At 64.1% G+C, this 14,978-nt stretch carries 15 protein-coding genes; 11 read left to right on the top strand and 4 right to left on the bottom strand.

Annotated elements, in window-relative coordinates; translation table 11 throughout:
• Window positions 1-14: 14 nt before the first annotated feature.
• Both BAUR9175_RS03555 and BAUR9175_RS03550 read left to right on the top strand, forming a co-directional pair.
• Complete coding sequence (locus BAUR9175_RS03555; RefSeq protein WP_009883660.1) at window positions 15-1,106, top strand: LLM class flavin-dependent oxidoreductase; 1,092 nt, start codon at window positions 15-17, stop codon at window positions 1,104-1,106.
• Between the two features lie 362 nt (window positions 1,107-1,468).
• Window positions 1,469-2,557, top strand: coding sequence for a C40 family peptidase (locus BAUR9175_RS03550; RefSeq protein ID WP_101582988.1), 1,089 nt, complete (start codon window positions 1,469-1,471; stop codon window positions 2,555-2,557).
• Between the two features lie 105 nt (window positions 2,558-2,662).
• On the opposite strand, the gene pepN is transcribed toward BAUR9175_RS03550, so the two are convergent.
• Window positions 2,663-5,605 carry an aminopeptidase N gene (gene pepN, locus BAUR9175_RS03545; protein ID WP_101582986.1) on the bottom strand — a complete coding sequence of 981 codons (2,943 nt, stop codon included), beginning with the start codon at window positions 5,603-5,605 and terminating at the stop codon, window positions 2,663-2,665.
• 84 nt (window positions 5,606-5,689) lie between these two features.
• Here pepN and BAUR9175_RS03540 point away from each other — a divergent pair, with 84 nt between their 5' ends.
• Complete coding sequence (locus BAUR9175_RS03540) at window positions 5,690-6,838, top strand: FUSC family protein (protein WP_101582985.1); 1,149 nt, start codon at window positions 5,690-5,692, stop codon at window positions 6,836-6,838.
• Between the two features lie 41 nt (window positions 6,839-6,879).
• On the opposite strand, the gene BAUR9175_RS03535 is transcribed toward BAUR9175_RS03540, so the two are convergent.
• Complete coding sequence (locus BAUR9175_RS03535) at window positions 6,880-7,431, bottom strand: helix-turn-helix domain-containing protein (RefSeq protein ID WP_009883656.1); 552 nt, start codon at window positions 7,429-7,431, stop codon at window positions 6,880-6,882.
• A gap of 65 nt (window positions 7,432-7,496) precedes the next feature.
• Between BAUR9175_RS03535 and BAUR9175_RS03530 the strand changes: the two genes are divergently transcribed.
• The 7 genes from BAUR9175_RS03530 (at window position 7,497) to BAUR9175_RS03500 (ending at window position 12,364) form a co-directional block, all read left to right on the top strand.
• Window positions 7,497-8,318 (top strand): AzlC family ABC transporter permease, encoded by an 822-nt coding sequence (locus BAUR9175_RS03530; protein WP_009883655.1) that lies wholly within the window; start codon window positions 7,497-7,499, stop codon window positions 8,316-8,318.
• A complete protein-coding gene (locus tag BAUR9175_RS03525) occupies window positions 8,315-8,764 on the top strand; it encodes an AzlD domain-containing protein (protein WP_009883654.1) in 450 nt (149 codons plus the stop codon). The genes BAUR9175_RS03530 and BAUR9175_RS03525 overlap by 4 nt, the downstream gene beginning before the upstream one ends.
• 141 nt (window positions 8,765-8,905) lie before the next feature.
• Window positions 8,906-9,235: a DUF2516 family protein gene (locus tag BAUR9175_RS03520; protein WP_069600885.1), complete on the top strand. Its 330-nt coding sequence runs from the start codon at window positions 8,906-8,908 to the stop codon at window positions 9,233-9,235.
• A 21-nt stretch (window positions 9,236-9,256) separates the two neighbouring features.
• Window positions 9,257-10,072 carry an alpha/beta fold hydrolase gene (locus BAUR9175_RS03515; protein ID WP_101582983.1) on the top strand — a complete coding sequence of 272 codons (816 nt, stop codon included), beginning with the start codon at window positions 9,257-9,259 and terminating at the stop codon, window positions 10,070-10,072.
• A 9-nt stretch (window positions 10,073-10,081) separates the two neighbouring features.
• Complete coding sequence (locus tag BAUR9175_RS03510; RefSeq protein WP_101582981.1) at window positions 10,082-11,440, top strand: glycosyltransferase; 1,359 nt, start codon at window positions 10,082-10,084, stop codon at window positions 11,438-11,440.
• Between the two features lie 34 nt (window positions 11,441-11,474).
• Complete coding sequence (locus BAUR9175_RS03505) at window positions 11,475-12,011, top strand: YbjN domain-containing protein (RefSeq protein ID WP_009883650.1); 537 nt, start codon at window positions 11,475-11,477, stop codon at window positions 12,009-12,011.
• Window positions 12,008-12,364 carry an iron chaperone gene (locus tag BAUR9175_RS03500; RefSeq protein WP_009883649.1) on the top strand — a complete coding sequence of 119 codons (357 nt, stop codon included), beginning with the start codon at window positions 12,008-12,010 and terminating at the stop codon, window positions 12,362-12,364. The genes BAUR9175_RS03505 and BAUR9175_RS03500 overlap by 4 nt, the downstream gene beginning before the upstream one ends.
• A 3-nt stretch (window positions 12,365-12,367) precedes the next feature.
• Here BAUR9175_RS03500 and BAUR9175_RS03495 read toward each other — a convergent pair whose 3' ends face one another.
• Both BAUR9175_RS03495 and BAUR9175_RS03490 read right to left on the bottom strand, forming a co-directional pair.
• Window positions 12,368-12,979: a GNAT family N-acetyltransferase gene (locus BAUR9175_RS03495; protein WP_009883648.1), complete on the bottom strand. Its 612-nt coding sequence runs from the start codon at window positions 12,977-12,979 to the stop codon at window positions 12,368-12,370.
• On the bottom strand, window positions 12,976-14,049 hold the full coding sequence (locus BAUR9175_RS03490; protein WP_009883647.1) for a bile acid:sodium symporter family protein: 1,074 nt from the start codon (window positions 14,047-14,049) through the stop codon (window positions 12,976-12,978). The genes BAUR9175_RS03495 and BAUR9175_RS03490 overlap by 4 nt, the downstream gene beginning before the upstream one ends.
• Before the next feature lie 179 nt (window positions 14,050-14,228).
• Between BAUR9175_RS03490 and BAUR9175_RS03485 the strand changes: the two genes are divergently transcribed.
• Window positions 14,229-14,972, top strand: coding sequence for a phosphoglyceromutase (locus BAUR9175_RS03485; protein WP_069600881.1), 744 nt, complete (start codon window positions 14,229-14,231; stop codon window positions 14,970-14,972).
• Window positions 14,973-14,978: the final 6 nt, after the last annotated feature.

Raw genomic sequence — 14,978 nt, 5'->3', positions numbered from 1 at the left:
ATGAACCCGATGAGGTGGCTGTTGCCATCAGCATGGAGCTTTCTATTCTTGACCTCGTGCCGGTCCGTGTCGGACAGAGCACCTCAGATTCTTTTGCAGCCTCCCACGAGCTGGTTCAGTCCGCGGACAAACTGGGCTTCACCCGCTATTGGGTTGCCGAACACCACAACATGCCATCGATCGCCTCAACGATGCCGGGCGCCGAGCTCATGTACCTCGGGCAGGGAACCGAACGCATCCGCCTCGGATCCGGCGGTGTGATGCTGCCCAACCACGCTCCGCTGGCAGTCGCTGAACTCTTCTCGCTCCTCTCTGCGGTCTACGGTGACCGCATCGATCTGGGCATAGGTCGGGCCCCAGGCACAGACCCGATCACCTCCGCAGCGATGAGGGGCCACCTCGGCGAAGGACGCATGGTTGATCGGGAAGGAAACACGGTCGACCCCGTCGAACAATTCCCCCAGCACGTCATCGACACACTGAGCCTGATGAAACCCGAAGGGCTGCGCATTCCACTCCACGGTGGCCGCGAGCACGTCCTACACGCGACACCCGCTGCGGTACCGGGAACACAGCCGCTGCCATGGCTGCTCGGGTCATCCGGCTACTCGGCCCGACTGGCCGCACAGCTCGGCATGCCCTACGTCTTCGCCAATCACTTCGCCGCAGGTGCCACCACCGGGATGAAGATCTACCGTGACAACTTCACTCCAGGTGCATACGGCGACAAACCGCAGACGTTCGTCACCGTCAACGCCGTGGTCTCGCCAACCGAGGAAGAGGCACAGCTGCGTTCGGAGCCTTTCCTGCTGCAGATGTCTCGCCTGCGGACCGGTGGGCGAATGGAGCCCTTGCGGCTGGCCGGCGACGACGTGCGCTCGGTCAGGACCGAACAGGAGCGCATGGTCGGCGAAGATATGTCCGAGAACTGGATCATCGGCGACGCTGCATCTGCCAAGGCCCAGCTTGAAGAACTTGCCAGCCGGTTCGAGGTCGACGAGATCATGATCCAGCCCGTTGCAGGAGCGATGGAAGGCGAAGACCTCCGTCAAGACGCCGCTCGAATTCAATCGCTCGAGCTGTTGGCGGCCGAGTTCCTCAACTGAGAGACAGCAAAGTGAGCTGAGCTCAACACCATCATGATGAGCTGAAGGCAGCGACTCGATCTGAGGACGCCGCCTTCAGCTCATTGTGCTTGTTGGAAGTCTCATCTCTGTATCGATTCGGACAAGTGCACTTCTTTTCAAGCTGGCATTGCGATATCCTGCCACAGTGTCGACGTTGCCGTTCGCTTCCGAGCGGGCAGTAATATTGGCACTGTGCGGCGCTTCGATGCGCATGGGTTCGATCGATGTCGACCACAGATTTCGATACCGGTCGGTGCCATGGGCTGCGGAGCACGCATACCGAATGACCTTCGGAGACTTCCCCCACGCGGGAGTGACACCCGCAGACCGAAAGAGAAATAATGCGTACCAAAATTGCTGTTTCGGCGGCACTTGGGCTCGGACTGGTATTTGGCGCAGGAGCTCCTGCGCTGTCGAGCAACCTGACGTCGACCGATGAAGAATCCGCGACCGATTTGGAAGCTGCAGTCGTCCCGGGCCAAGAGCTTGAGCGGGTCACTGACGGCAAGATCGAAAAGGGCGAAACAGCCTACGTCGATGTCACTGTCGCAACTCTGTGGACCGATGCGAAAGCACCCCGTAAGGTCGACAAGCCTGCCCTGGGACATCCTGTCGACCTCGACAAGTGGAACAAGAATCTCAAGGACGCCGAGGTGCGGCGCGGCTTGACCGGCAAAGTCGAGACCCAGGCCGCCTACGGTTCCGAAGTCACTGTCCTCAAAACCAAGGGTGCTTGGGCCCAGGTCGCGGTCAAAGACCAGTCGACCTCCAAGAACAAGAAGGGGTACCCCGGCTGGGTGCCGAAGAAGCAGCTGGTGGAAAACGATCGGTTCGGCGATTTGAAGGACGACCAGCCTCGTGCGGTCGTCACCAAGAAGAAGAGTGAACTCGAAGGCATCGAGTTCACCAAGGACACCGGTGCAGAGATCACCTTCAACGTCGACCTTCCTCTCATCGCTCAAGACGTCGACGATGTGCGCGTGGCGCTCCCAGGCGGCGGCGCAGCGTGGATCGACGTCAGCGATGTTGACGTCTACGACACCGACGGCAAACCGGAGAAGCCCAGCGGCGATGACCTCCTCGAGACCGCGAAGAAGTTCGACGGGCTGCGCTACCTGTGGGCCGGCGTCTCGCCCTATGGCTTCGACTGCTCAGGCTTCACGTACAGCATCTACCGAGCACACGGCATCGACATCCCCCGCGACTCGGGTGAGCAGGCGACAACCGGAAAGAAGGTCGCCGAGGGTGACCTCAAGGCCGGCGACCTGCTGTTCTTCTCGACCAGCTCGGGAACCGTCCACCACGTCGGAATGTACGTCGGCGACGGCAAGATGATTCATTCGCCCAACGCGTCGAAAGACGTCTACGTCACCGACTGGAAGTCGTGGGACACCGGCAATGAGTTCTCCGGAGCTCGCCGAATCATCTGAGCCTGAAGCTGAGCTATGAACACAAAGCGAAGGCCGATTCCCCGTTTCATTCGGGGAATCGGCCTTCGCGCTTGTTGTCCTGAATCAGACCAGGTCAGAGCACTGTCAGTGGCGTGAACTCTGGGTCGACTTGAGGTAGATCGCCCGAGCGAGATCGTCGCGTCGTTCGATGAGCAGGCGACGAAGCGCTGCTGGGGCGTCGCCGTGTTCTGCCAGCCAGGCATCGGTCTTCTCGACCACCCTCTCTTCGTCAATAGACCAGCGAGGGTAGAGGCCAAGCACGAGGCGCCGGGCGATCTCGATCGAATTATCGGACCAGAACGTCGCAAGCAGCGAGAAGTACTCATCGACGTAGTTTTCAATGAGCGGCATCGATGTGGGTGCCACGAAGCCGGAGATGATGGCTGAGAGCACGTCGTTGCTCAGCGCGGCCGCTTCGTTGATGACCTCCCAGGCGCGGATCTTCACGATCGGCAAAGGCATGGCGGCGCTGGCGGTCTCCGCATGGAGGCGACCCGATGAGCTGGGATCAGACTGGTTCTCTCGGGCGATGTCGGTCTGGTCAGCCCATCCCAGACACACGAGTGCAGTCAGTGCATTCCAGCGCAGGGCATGATCGTTGATCAGGCCCTTGAACGGCATTGACGCCGCCGCGTGGTCCGGAGCAGCAGATCCAGCACCACCAGATCCAGCATCGGCAGACTCAGCTCCAGCAGTTCCAGCCTCACTCTGGCTCGTGCCGTTGGGAGTGGTTCTCTGCTCAGCGGGTGCACCCGGGGTGAGGCGATCGATCTCCTCGCCGACGGGCACTGCGAGGATCTGCGACGCGAAGCTGCGGCCCATCGCGATCGCGGCACTCCCCTCGAAGCAGCGCGCAGTGCGAGACGTGAGAGCGAGAACCAGATTCGCCAGATGCAGCTGAGCATCCGAGCCGGCGCGTGCCGTGGCCAACGCGTCGAGTGCAGCACCCAGCAAGCCTGAGATTGCGGTCTCGAAGTTCCTCTCCGAAACCCACTGATCCAGACAGGTCAGGGCCGTCTGGCTCAACCCAGCCATGATGCCGGCATGGCTCTCCTTGCCCAGGCTTCGGGCATAGGCCGTGAGGTATCGCTGCACGGGGAGGAGGCCGTCGCGAACGGCGTTGTCCAAGGCCGACCAGACCAGCGCCCGCGAAAGCGGATCGGCGATCCGGGACACCGACCTGATCGCGGCCTCCGTCGAGGCCTGATCCAAGCGCACGCGCGCATAGTCGTGATCGGCATAGTTCACCAGCGTGATATCGCCGAGGGTGCGCCCAACGAGCTGCTCCACCTCGGCGGATTCAGTGGAGAAGTCGAAGGAGAAGGTGTCAAGGGGGACCAGCTTGCGTCCCGAGCGCCCCAGCGTGGCGATTTCGAGCGTGTGCGGGCGCAGCAGTTCGGCCCCACGAGCCGAATCGGCCTGTGTGATCTTCGCACTGGTGATGTTCTCCCGTCCGGAGCGCTTTGCGGATGCCGCGGCACCGCCGGGACTGCCAGCACCACCGGCACTGCCAGCACCACCGGCGTTGCCACTGCCACTGCCACTGGCGCTGCCGCTCACATACGTACCGGTGCTCGCTTTGCTCCGCACCGCTTCGGAGCTCCCAGTCGTCAGCTCCAGGGACAGCTCTGATACTCCTGAGGTACCCAACCATGCGCTGGCCCAGGTGGCGATGTCCCGGTCAGGGGCCACCTCGGCGAGGCATTCGAGGAAGTCGGCAAGCTCGGTATTGCGGAAGTCGAAGCGCTTGAAGTAGAGACGCGAACCGGCGAAGAACGCCTCCCGACCGACGAAGGCGACGAGCTGCTTGAGGACGGAGGCGCCCTTGGCATACGTGATGCCGTCGAAGTTGAGCTTTGCGGCCTCGACGTCGGGAATGTCGGCGACGATCGGGTGCGTGGTCGGGTACAGATCCTGCGTGTACGCCCACGCCTTCCGACGCAGCGCGAAGGTCACCCAGCCGTCGGTGAAGCGGGTCGCCTCGGCCAGCGCCAGCCCGCCCATGTAGTCGGCGAAGGACTCCTTGAGCCACAGATCGTCCCACCACTTCATGGTCACCAGGTCGCCGAACCACATGTGCGCCATCTCGTGGAGGATGACGTTGGCCCGCGACTCGTAGTTCGCGTCGGTGACCTTGTCCCGGAAGATCAGGCTGTCGGTGAACGTGACCAGGCCCGGATTCTCCATGGCGCCGAGGTTGTACTCCGGAACGAAGATCTGGTCGTACTTGCCCCACGGGTAGGGGTAGTCGAATTCGGAACTGAAGAAGTCCAGCCCGGCCTTCGTGATCGAGAAGATGTCGGAGGCATCGAGATGGTCGACGAGGCTGGCGCGCGTCCATGCACCCAGCGCGATGGTCTCGCCCGTCGTGGGGTCCGTCCACTCATCCGTCGCACCTTCATAGGGGCCCGCCGTGATGCAGGTGATGTAACTCGACTGCCGCAGCGTCGGAGCGAAATGGTGAGTGATCGCGGGGGAGTCCGAGTCGACCGGCTCCTGGCTCTTCTCCTGGCTCGGCCCGCGACTCGTCTCGGGCCGGTTCGAGAGAACCTGGAAGTGCTCGGGAGCCGTCACATTGAAGATGAACTCGGCCTTGAGGTCCGGCTGGTCGAAGTTCGCGAACACGCGGCGGGCATCGGTCGGTTCGTACTGGGTGTAGAGATAGACCTTGCCGTCGGCAGGGTCGGTGAAGCGGTGCAGCCCCTCGCCCGAGGTGGAGTAGTAGGCCTGCGCCTCGATCGTCAGGATGTTCTTCCCCGTGCGGATGGGCACTCCCACGCGCGCGCCGTCGAACACCTCGGCGGGGTCGAGGATCTCATCATTGATCTCGGCGAATGTGACCGTATCTGCGATCAGGTCGATGAATGTGCGGCACTCGGTTCGGGCGGTGAACTCGACGACGGTACGGGAGAGGTACGTCGGAGCTCCGGTCTCAGCATTGCTGACGTCGATGTCGACGGTGTAAGTCGAGACATCGAGCACTTGAGTGCGGCTCTGCGCTTCATCTCGGGTCAGGTTGGTTGTCATTCATAGCCTCCTCGGCGCACAGACTTTAGCATGTCACAATTCCGGTACGCTGGGTACAGCGAAGGCGAGCACGAAGGGAGTCTGATGGCGAAGTCCGAGGTCAGAGAACTGCCCCAGCGCGCCTTCAACACTCTGGTGCATCGATCTCGGATGGGTCTCAAGCGTGTGCAGGCCAACGCCGGGCAGCTGATCCAGATCCCGATCGCCGCCACCGCGGCCTATGCCTTCTGCGTCTATGTCCTCGGCCACCCATATCCGTTCCTCGCAGCCGTCGCCTCTGCCGTCGGCATCGGACCGGTCGCCGACCGTCGTCTGCGCCGAGCCATGGAGATCGGCTTCGGTGCGACCTTCGGCGTGCTCGTCGGTGAGCTCCTCGTCAACGTCTACGGCACCGGGGTCTGGCAGCTCACGGTGACCCTGGCCATCGGTCTCTTCATCGGCACGATGCTCAATTCCGGCGGCATCTTCATCACTCAGATCGCCGTTCAGTCCGTCTACGTCGTCGTGGTTCCCGCCACAGCCGCGACCCTGCCGTTCCCGCGCACCCTCGATGCCCTCACCGGCTCGGTGTGCGCAATCCTCCTTGCCCTGATCCTCCCGCGCGATGCCCGCAAGGTCCCGCGCGGTCTGGCCGCGAGCATGCTCGACGAGATCAGTGCAATCCTCCAGATGATGTCTAGGGCACTGCAGGACTCCGACGTCGCGCTGGCCAAGCGGGCGCTGACCCGGGCCCGTGAGACTCAGGACATCATCGACTCCTGGGGCTCGTCGCTCAAGATCTCGAAGGAAGCGGCGAAGATCAACGCCAGAGGCAGGCGTCATGCCGCCGAGGTGACCAGGCTGTCCCGTGCTCACACCCATTCCGATCGCGCCATGAGGACCATTCGAGTCATCGCGCGCCGAGTCGTGGGCATCACCGAATTCGGAATCGAGAAGCCGATCATCGCCGGCTATGTGGGCTCGCTGTCGGAAGGATCGAAGAAGCTCGAGGTCGCACTGCGCCGAGGCACTGATCGGGCTCTGGCGGAAGCGGCGCTGGCCGAGGCTGCCTCCAGTCTGGACCCACGCGCAGAGGCGAGCTGGGACATCCACGACGAGTCCCTTGTGCTGCTGCTGCGCCCGGTCGCTGTCGACCTCCTCGAAGCCTGCGGGCTGACCAACGACGCCGCCCAGAGTCGCCTCCCATCATTGAGCGAAGACACGCGAGACACGGACGAACCGCCTGCGGAGTGAGCCTCGAACGACTGGAGTGATTCCAGAGCTCAGCGGCTCTCTCAGCGGCTCTCGACGATGAACACCACAGTGGTCTCAGGCTTGAGTGCCGTGAACTTGTGCGGCTGGTCGCCGGGGTAGGTGAGATAGTCGCCGACGTGCAGCTCGTAGGAGTTCCCGAGCACCTCGATGCGAGCCGCGCCCTGCCCGAGGATCACATGCTCCACGGTGCCGATCGGGTGGGGCTGTGAGTCTCGAGGCTGGCCCGGTTCGGCCTGAATGAAATAGACATCGCGTCGGGCGTTGGCCGGAGATGCCGAGAGCAGAGTCGCCGCGTAGTTCGCAGTGTTCGACGGCAGGCTGGGCAGGTCCTTGGCATGGACGAGGGCAACCTCATGCTGCGGAGGATCGAGCAGTCTGGCCAAGGGGATGTCGAGCGCTGCCGCCAAGGCCCACATCGTCTCGACGCTGGGGTTGCCGGTGCCCGCCTCGAGCCCGGACATGGTCGACTTCCCGATCCCCGCCCGGCGCGCGACTTCGGAGAGTGAGAGGTCGGCCCGCAGTCGCTCGCGCTTGATGGCGGCTGCGATCTGTTCGCGTGGTTGAGAGCTCATGGGTTCACTATAGCGACAGGGCGTTCTGGTTGACGAACGAGAAGCCAATGTGCAGTATATAGAACATGAGTTCTGTATTTCGCACGATCGATCGGGTACTTCCGGGCTCGACCTATCGTGATGTCGCGATCGTCACGATCACGATCACCGCCGTCGCCCTGTCCTACGGGGCCATCTCCGCGGTATCCGGATTCCCCTGGTGGCAGACGCTGCTGCTGGCAATGTTCGCTCTCGGTGGCGCCGCCGAGTTCACCTTCGTCGGAGTGATCGCTGCAGGCGGCGCCCCGATACTGGCGGTGCTGGCAGGGCTGCTGGTCAACTCACGGAACTTCGCATTCGGCGTGGCAGTCGGACCGTTCTTTCCGCAGGACTGGCGCGCGCTCATCGCCGCGCACTGGATCAATGACGAATCGATCGCCGTATCGCGAACGGTCAACTCCGACCGAGCTCGGTGGCACGCCTTCCTGCTCATGGGGGCTGCCATCGCGCTGATGTGGCCGAGCGGGGCCATGGTCGGGCAGTGGCTCGGCAATGTCATCGATGCCGATCTCCTCGGCCTCGACGCGGCCTTCCCGATCATCCTCTTCTGCCTCATCCGCGGCGATCTGAAGAACAAGTCGACACTGACGCTGACGGTCGCAGGCATCCTCGTCGCCGTCCTCCTGACGCCGATCCTGCCGCTCGGGCTCGGGGCCGTGACTTCTCTGTCTGTATTCGTGTTCGTGGCCGCCGGGTGGCTGATCCGAACCGCCATCAGGAAGCGCCGAGGTGACTCCTCCCCGAGCGCCGCAGGTGAAGAACCAGCCCCAAGCCCTGCAGGTCAAGAACCACCCCAGGTTGATCGCGACGGTGTCGCTGGGCCCAACTCTCGGGAGGGGCGTCGATGAGCCCGGTCAGCTTCCTCATTGCGCTCGCCGCGCTGAGCATCGGAACCTACGCAATGCGCTTCGCCGGTGTGAAGCTCGGTGCGGCCATCGCCACCAAGGGCAGGCGTCGACAGCTCACGACCACCTCGGCGGGGGCGGGTGACACCGGACCGGACACCTCAGCGCCGGATGGCCCTGCGGGGGAGGGCCCGGGTGACGCTGCGACAGAGCAAGAGGGCGACTCGACGGCGACGGTGACGAAGTGGATGGATCGGGCGACGGTCGTTCTCATCGGTGCTGTCTTCGCCACGACGGCGATCTTCGATGGCCAGGACCTCGCGGATCCCGCACGGCTTATCGGCGTCGGGGTGGGAGTCCTCGCCTCGATCCTGCGGGTGCCGATGCTCATCTGCGTGCTGGTGGGCATGGCGGTGTGCGCGGGCATCCGCCTGACCGGAATCCTGTGAGTCCCTGTCCAGCGCAGCCGAGTCCAACCCAGTGCCGGAGGTGGCCCGGTTCATGTGCGGAGGGTGACTCGTCGGTGGGGATTCGCCCAGGATCCATGCCGACGCAGTGCCGGCGACGACTGTGATTGCTAGGGTGGATGCATGGAAATAATTGCTGGCTTTCAGCAGATCATCTTTCTCGCCTTGTCTGTCGCCGCCTTCGGCCTCCAGCTGTGGGCGTTCATCGACTGCCTCCGCTACAAGGACGAGAACTACCGCGCCGTCGACAAGCAGAGCAAGAAGTTCTGGGTCATCCTCCTCGGCGTTGGTCTCGCGCTCGCGCTCATCGCACTGCCGCCGATGGGAATGCGCATCATCTTCCTCAACCTCATCGCTCTCGTCGCAGGCATCGTCTACCTCACCGACGTCCGCCCGAAGATCAAGGCCATCGACCCGCGCAATCGCAAACAGACTCGGAAGAACTGGCGCTGAGCCGGCGACGAGCACGCATCGATGACACAGGACCTCAACCTCCCGGGCCCCGAAACCGACTTCATCGCCACCTTCGGCAACAGTGAGCCCCACACACTGTTCGGCCACGGATTCGCCGGCGCGATCCGCGACACCCGACCATTCGGCACCGGCGTCACCGGAACCAAGCACTTCCTTCACCTCCCCGGCCACGGCGGCCGCCCATCACCGGGTCCAGGGTGGAACTACGGCCAAATCGCCGAGGTGCTGGCGCAGGCACTGACATCCACCTCGGCGACTCAGGCCCTCGGGGTCTCGATGTCCGCCGGTGGGCTTCTCCGGCTGCTGAGCACGGGCCATCCGGTGACCCAGAACCTGGAGAAGGTCGCCCTCGTGCTCCCGGCCTCATTCACCGGATTCTCCGCCGAGGTGGCCGAGACCAACCGTGCTCACCTGGAGAAACTGCGCGAGCTGTCCGCCGCCGGTGACGTCGAATCCATCACCGACCTCATGCTCTCGCGAGAGCCCGCCGAGGTGGCCGAGCTCCTGCCGGCCCGCGCCTGGACAAAGACGAAGGCCGAGAACCTCGTGAACACAGACATGTCGGACGGGCTCGGCCTGGCGCTCGAGATCGCCGTCGACGCGAGCTCGGGCGACAATCCGCTGGGCACTCTGGCGCGTTTCCCCGGGGAGGTGCTCGTGCTCACCCACGACGATGACCCTGCACATCCGGTCGAGGTCGCCGAGGCGGTTGTTGCCGCGATTCCCGACTCCCGTCTGGAAGTCCTGCCGGCGGGTTCGATCCTGTGGCGTGGTCGCCACGAAGTTCGCCGGATCCTCGGCGAGTTCTTTGGCTAAACTGGCACCGTGCGCATCTCCGTTCTCTCCCTCCACACCTCGCCCGCGGCTCAGCCGGGCCAGGGCGATGCCGGTGGCATGAACGTCTACGTCGACCAGTCGGTGCGCGCCCTGGCGGCCGCCGGCCACATCGTCGACGTCTTCACTGCTGACCCGAGCGGCATCGATGGGCTGGGGAACAGCGGGAACCAGGACAGCTTCGACGAGGTCGAGGATATCGACGGTTGCCTCGACACACTCCAGATCGCTGAGAACGTCCGTCTTCATCAGCTGCCGATCGAGGCTGCGAGCAAGGACGAGCTTGCCGACGCCATCGACGAACTTTCGCTGCTCCTCCTCGCTCAGCCGACCTTCACCTCGGCGGATCTGATCTGGGCCCACTATTGGATCTCCGCCGAGGCAGCCCTGCGCGCCCAAGACCTGCACGCCAAGGACCTCGGCTCCGGTGAGCGTCCGCGGATCGTCGTGAGCATGCACACGATCGGCGCGGTCAAGAACCGCGACTCTGAAACCAGCCACGAGCGACCTCAACGTCTTGAGGCAGAGGAGAGGATCGCCTCGGCGGTGGACCTGCTTGTGGCCAACACTCCGGCAGAGCGTCGCGACCTCATCCACGAACTCGGCGCCGATGCGGAGTCCGTCGTGGTGGCCAGACCTGGCGTCGATCACGAACTGTTCTCCCCCGGAGATCGTGCCGAAGCCAGAACCCACCTGGGCCTCGACCCGGACGAATTCATCGTCCTCTATGTGGGGCGCATGCAGTTCATCAAGGGCACCGATATCGTCGTCGACGCGATCTCGGGGCTGCGCGAGAACAACCCGCACCTGGCCGCGCGGACACGAGGGATCCTCCTCGGCGCAGTCTCGGGCCAGGAGGCTCCGACCGGATCCACGCCCTACCTGCGCACGCTGAATACCGCGATCGCCGCCGAACCCAGCGTCGAGGTGCGACGCCCTGTTCCGGCACACGAGCTCGTCACCTACTACCGTGCCGCGGACGTTCTCCTCGTCCCCTCGCGCAGCGAATCATTCGGACTGGTCGCCGCCGAGGCCTCAGCATCGGGACTGCCCGCCATCGCCTCGGCGGTGGGAGGTCTGCCCGACATCGTCGAACACGAATACTCCGGTGTCCTCATCGCCGACCACAACCCCAGGCACTGGGCGATGGCGCTTGAGCGGATGCTCCTCGATGACGATGTGCGCAGCGAGCTCGCCGCCCACGCCGCCGAGCGCTCGGCTCGATTCGACTGGGCTGCCACGGCAGCGGCGGTGCTCGGAGCACTCGAGGTGCCGGACCAGGTGCTGCACACAACCATGACGACCGTTGAAGAGCCGGCCCCGGCGAGTCTCGTCGGGCGCACTTGCTGAGCCGGTCGTTGAGTCGCAGACGGAAGGACACGAGATGACGAGCGACACTGAATCGACGAACGACACCGAGACGATCTTGGCCGGGGTGAGGCAATGGGCCCACGAGAACGAGGTCGAGGTCGACGCCGTTGAAGACTCACAGATCGCCGTGGTCCTGCCCGGGGAGAAGAAGCTGAAGACGACCGTGTCGATCACGATCGCAGCGCGAACGGTGCAGCTGCAGGCGTTCGTCATTCGTCATCCGGACGAGAACTCCGAGGAGTTCAACCGGTGGCTGCTGATGAAGAACCTGAAGCCGGGGCCCGTGTCCTTCGGCATCGATGCTCTCGGCGACGTCTACCTGGGAGCCAGTGTCCCCCGGGACCGACTGCTGGGGGAGCTCGACTCGCTGCTCGGAGCGATCCTGGCGACCGCCGACTCCTCATTCAACGAGCTCCTGCTCATCGGCTTCCGCACCGGAATGAAGAAGGAATGGGCATGGCGGATCAGTCGCGGGGAGTCGACGCGCAATCTCGCTGCCTTCGCAGACGTCCTCAGCGGGGACGACAATGAATTCCTGGAGCAGACATGAACGTCGACGACTACATCGCCGGGTGCGACGATGAGTACAAGAGAGGCTTTCTGGCCCGCCTCCGTGACCTCAGCCGCAGTGCTGCGCCCACCGCGGAGGAGGGCATCAAATGGGGGAACCCTGCCTATTCGCTGGACACGATCCTCTTCGCATTCGCCGGCTATGCCAAACACGCGAACTTCGTGTTCACCCCCAGCACCAAAGAGGCCTTCGCCGATCAGCTCGGCGACTTCGACACCGGAAAAGGGTCGATCAAGCTCTATTACGATCGTGAGATCCCCACCGACCTGTTGTCGCAGATGATCGCTCACCGCATCCACGAGGCCGAGGTCGACGGCGTGAAGTGGATGTGAGCCTCAGCTCAGATCCAGTTTGAGTCCTTCGTGACTGGCTTCGTAGCCGAGACGAGCATAGAACCGCTGCGCATCCGCACGCGATTTGTCGGTCGTCAGCTGAGCCAGCGAGGCCCCGAATCGACGTCCGCAGTCATGGGCCCAGTCGAAGACGGCAGTGCCCAGACCAAGCCCCTGCGCAGCCGGGCCGATCCTCACTGCTTCGATCTGCAGCCGTGTCGAACCTCGCCGTGACAGGCTCGGGATCAAGGTCAGCTGCAGAGTGCCCACGAGAGCAGTCGACGCCGTTCGCGAAGGCTGTGACTGTCCGTCCGCGCGAGGTTCCGCGGCACTGTCGGCGCTGTCGGTGACCTCGGAACTGTCGGTGACCTCGTCGACTGCGACCAGAAGCTGATTGGGGTCGGAGTCGATGAGACCGAAGGCGTGCTGGTAGCCGGCAGCCTCATTGGACCCCGACCCCTCGCGACCGGCTCCGAGAGCGTCATCGCGAAGCAGAGACACCAACTGTGGCACGTCTGTTTCGGTCGCGCGCCGAACCAGGAACTTCCTGTCCGCGAGGGAGATCGTCTCCTCGACGAAAGCGGAGAAGCCCGCCGGAGTCGCAGACTCGGTCATCGCACTGACTCTTGTGCGCGAGCGTCCTGAGCGAGCTGCTCACGCGGCGGTTTGGAGTAGGGCCGACGTGCGAACAGCGAGGCCAGGAGTGCGCCGGAGACGTTGTGCCAGACGCTGAACACGGCTCCGGGGAGTGCGGCCAAGGGGGAGAAGTACGTGGTGGCCAGGGTCGAGGCGAGACCGGAGTTCTGCAGGCCGACCTCGAAGGAGAGCGCGCGTCTGGTTGGTGTATCGAGGCGGCAGGCGGCCGCGACACCGTAGCCGATGCCCAGGCCCAGTACGTTGTGGGTGATGACGGCCAGGAGGACGAGGAGTCCGGCCGAGGCGATGGAATCGGCGGATCCGGCGACGACGATGGCAACGATGTAGGCGATGGCGACCGATGCCAGCCACGGCAGCACGGGTGAGATCGCATCGACGAGCTTCGAGGCCACGACCCGCACCAGGACACCGACGATGACGGGCACGAGAACCGTCTGGCAGATCGAGACGAACATCGACCAGAACGGCACATCCATATAGGAGCCAGCCAGCCATAGGGTCAGCAGGGGAGTCAGTACCGGAGCGAGCAGGGTTGAGAGCGTCGTGATCGACACGGACAGCGCGGTGTCGCCCTTGGCCAGATAGGTCACCACATTCGAGGCAGTGCCGCCGGGTGCACAGCCGACGAGGATGACGCCGACGGCGATCTCGGCCGGAAGGTTGAACAGGGTGACGACGAGGAGGCCGAGCAGCGGCATGGCGATGAACTGCGTGACGACGCCGAGGGCGGCGATCCACGGTTTCTTGGCGATGCGGGCGAAGTCCGGCAAGGTCAGGGTCAGCCCCATGAAGAACATGACGACGCCGAGGCTCCACGTGATTGTGGGTGCCAGCGGCGTGAACGTGTCGGGGGTGAGGAATCCGAGGACTCCCGCGATGACGACGAGGACCGGCAGCGCTGTGACGGCGATGATCGAACTGCGATCAGCTTTCGGCTGCTGGGCGGGAGACGGCGATGTCTGCCCGGAGTGTGAGTGAGGGTTCGGGGTCTGCGGTGACCCCGCTGGCGGCGTGGATGAGTCGGACATGAGCTCAGGCTAGCCGTGCATTTCGGGATGCAAGACGGTGTGCCGAATAGTGAGAAGCGTCTCGAGGGCTCATGCGGGCCTACCCAGGACTCACCCGCAGGCTCACCCAAGGACCCGTCCGCAGGCTCATTCCGTGGGCGCGTCTGTGCTCGCGTGTGCGGTCGTGCAAAAATGGTGCCATGACGCATAACCTCATCCTGCTGCGCCACGGCGAGAGCGAATGGAACCAGAAGAATCTGTTCACCGGTTGGGTCGATGTGACCCTGACCGACAAGGGCCGCGCAGAGGGCCAGCGCGCCGGAGAGCTCCTGCGCGAGGCCGAGCTCATCCCTGACGTCGTGTACACCTCCCGTCTCAAGCGGGCCATCCTCACCTCGAACCTGGCGCTCGAGGCCGCCGACCTCTCCTGGCTCGACGTCCATCGCAGCTGGCGACTCAACGAACGCCACTACGGTGCGCTGCAGGGCAAGAACAAGAAGGAGATCCGCGAGGAGTTCGGCGAGGAGCAGTTCATGACCTGGCGCCGCTCCTTCGACACCCCGCCGCCGGCTCTTGGTGATGCTTCCGAATTCTCACAGGCCGGAGATCCCCGCTACGCCAACCTCGGCGATTCCCTGCCTCGTACGGAATGCCTGGCCGATGTCATCGACCGGCTCCTGCCCTACTGGTACGACCGGCTCGTCCCCGAACTCACCGTCGGACGCACTGTGCTCGTCGTCGCCCACGGCAATTCGCTGCGTGCCCTCGTCAAGCACCTCGACGGGATCTCCGATGCCGATATCACCGGCCTCAACATTCCCACCGGAATCCCGCTGCACTACGAGCTGACTGAGGACTTCACCCCGGTCAAGCCCGGCGGCACCTACCTCGATCCCGCTGCCGCCGAGGCCGCGATCGGTCAGGTCGCCAACCAGGGCCGCTGAGGCTCA

Origin of the sequence: Brevibacterium aurantiacum (assembly GCF_900169065.1) — a bacterium.
In the GTDB taxonomy this organism is placed as follows: Bacteria; Actinomycetota; Actinomycetes; order Actinomycetales; family Brevibacteriaceae; genus Brevibacterium; species Brevibacterium aurantiacum.
Note: the sequence above shows the minus strand (reverse complement) of the source record. Positions and strands in the feature narration are given on the sequence as shown.

Coding starts and splice junctions, on each gene's coding strand:
- BAUR9175_RS03550 (WP_101582988.1), top strand. CDS start 1,469: ATGCGTACCAAAATTGCTGTTTCGGCGGCACTTGGGCTCGGACTGGTA.
- pepN (WP_101582986.1), bottom strand. CDS start 5,605: ATGACAACCAACCTGACCCGAGATGAAGCGCAGAGCCGCACTCAAGTG.
- BAUR9175_RS03540 (WP_101582985.1), top strand. CDS start 5,690: ATGGCGAAGTCCGAGGTCAGAGAACTGCCCCAGCGCGCCTTCAACACT.
- BAUR9175_RS03535 (WP_009883656.1), bottom strand. CDS start 7,431: ATGAGCTCTCAACCACGCGAACAGATCGCAGCCGCCATCAAGCGCGAG.
- BAUR9175_RS03530 (WP_009883655.1), top strand. CDS start 7,497: ATGAGTTCTGTATTTCGCACGATCGATCGGGTACTTCCGGGCTCGACC.
- BAUR9175_RS03525 (WP_009883654.1), top strand. CDS start 8,315: ATGAGCCCGGTCAGCTTCCTCATTGCGCTCGCCGCGCTGAGCATCGGA.
- BAUR9175_RS03520 (WP_069600885.1), top strand. CDS start 8,906: ATGGAAATAATTGCTGGCTTTCAGCAGATCATCTTTCTCGCCTTGTCT.
- BAUR9175_RS03515 (WP_101582983.1), top strand. CDS start 9,257: ATGACACAGGACCTCAACCTCCCGGGCCCCGAAACCGACTTCATCGCC.
- BAUR9175_RS03505 (WP_009883650.1), top strand. CDS start 11,475: ATGACGAGCGACACTGAATCGACGAACGACACCGAGACGATCTTGGCC.
- BAUR9175_RS03500 (WP_009883649.1), top strand. CDS start 12,008: ATGAACGTCGACGACTACATCGCCGGGTGCGACGATGAGTACAAGAGA.
- BAUR9175_RS03495 (WP_009883648.1), bottom strand. CDS start 12,979: ATGACCGAGTCTGCGACTCCGGCGGGCTTCTCCGCTTTCGTCGAGGAG.
- BAUR9175_RS03490 (WP_009883647.1), bottom strand. CDS start 14,049: ATGTCCGACTCATCCACGCCGCCAGCGGGGTCACCGCAGACCCCGAAC.
- BAUR9175_RS03485 (WP_069600881.1), top strand. CDS start 14,229: ATGACGCATAACCTCATCCTGCTGCGCCACGGCGAGAGCGAATGGAAC.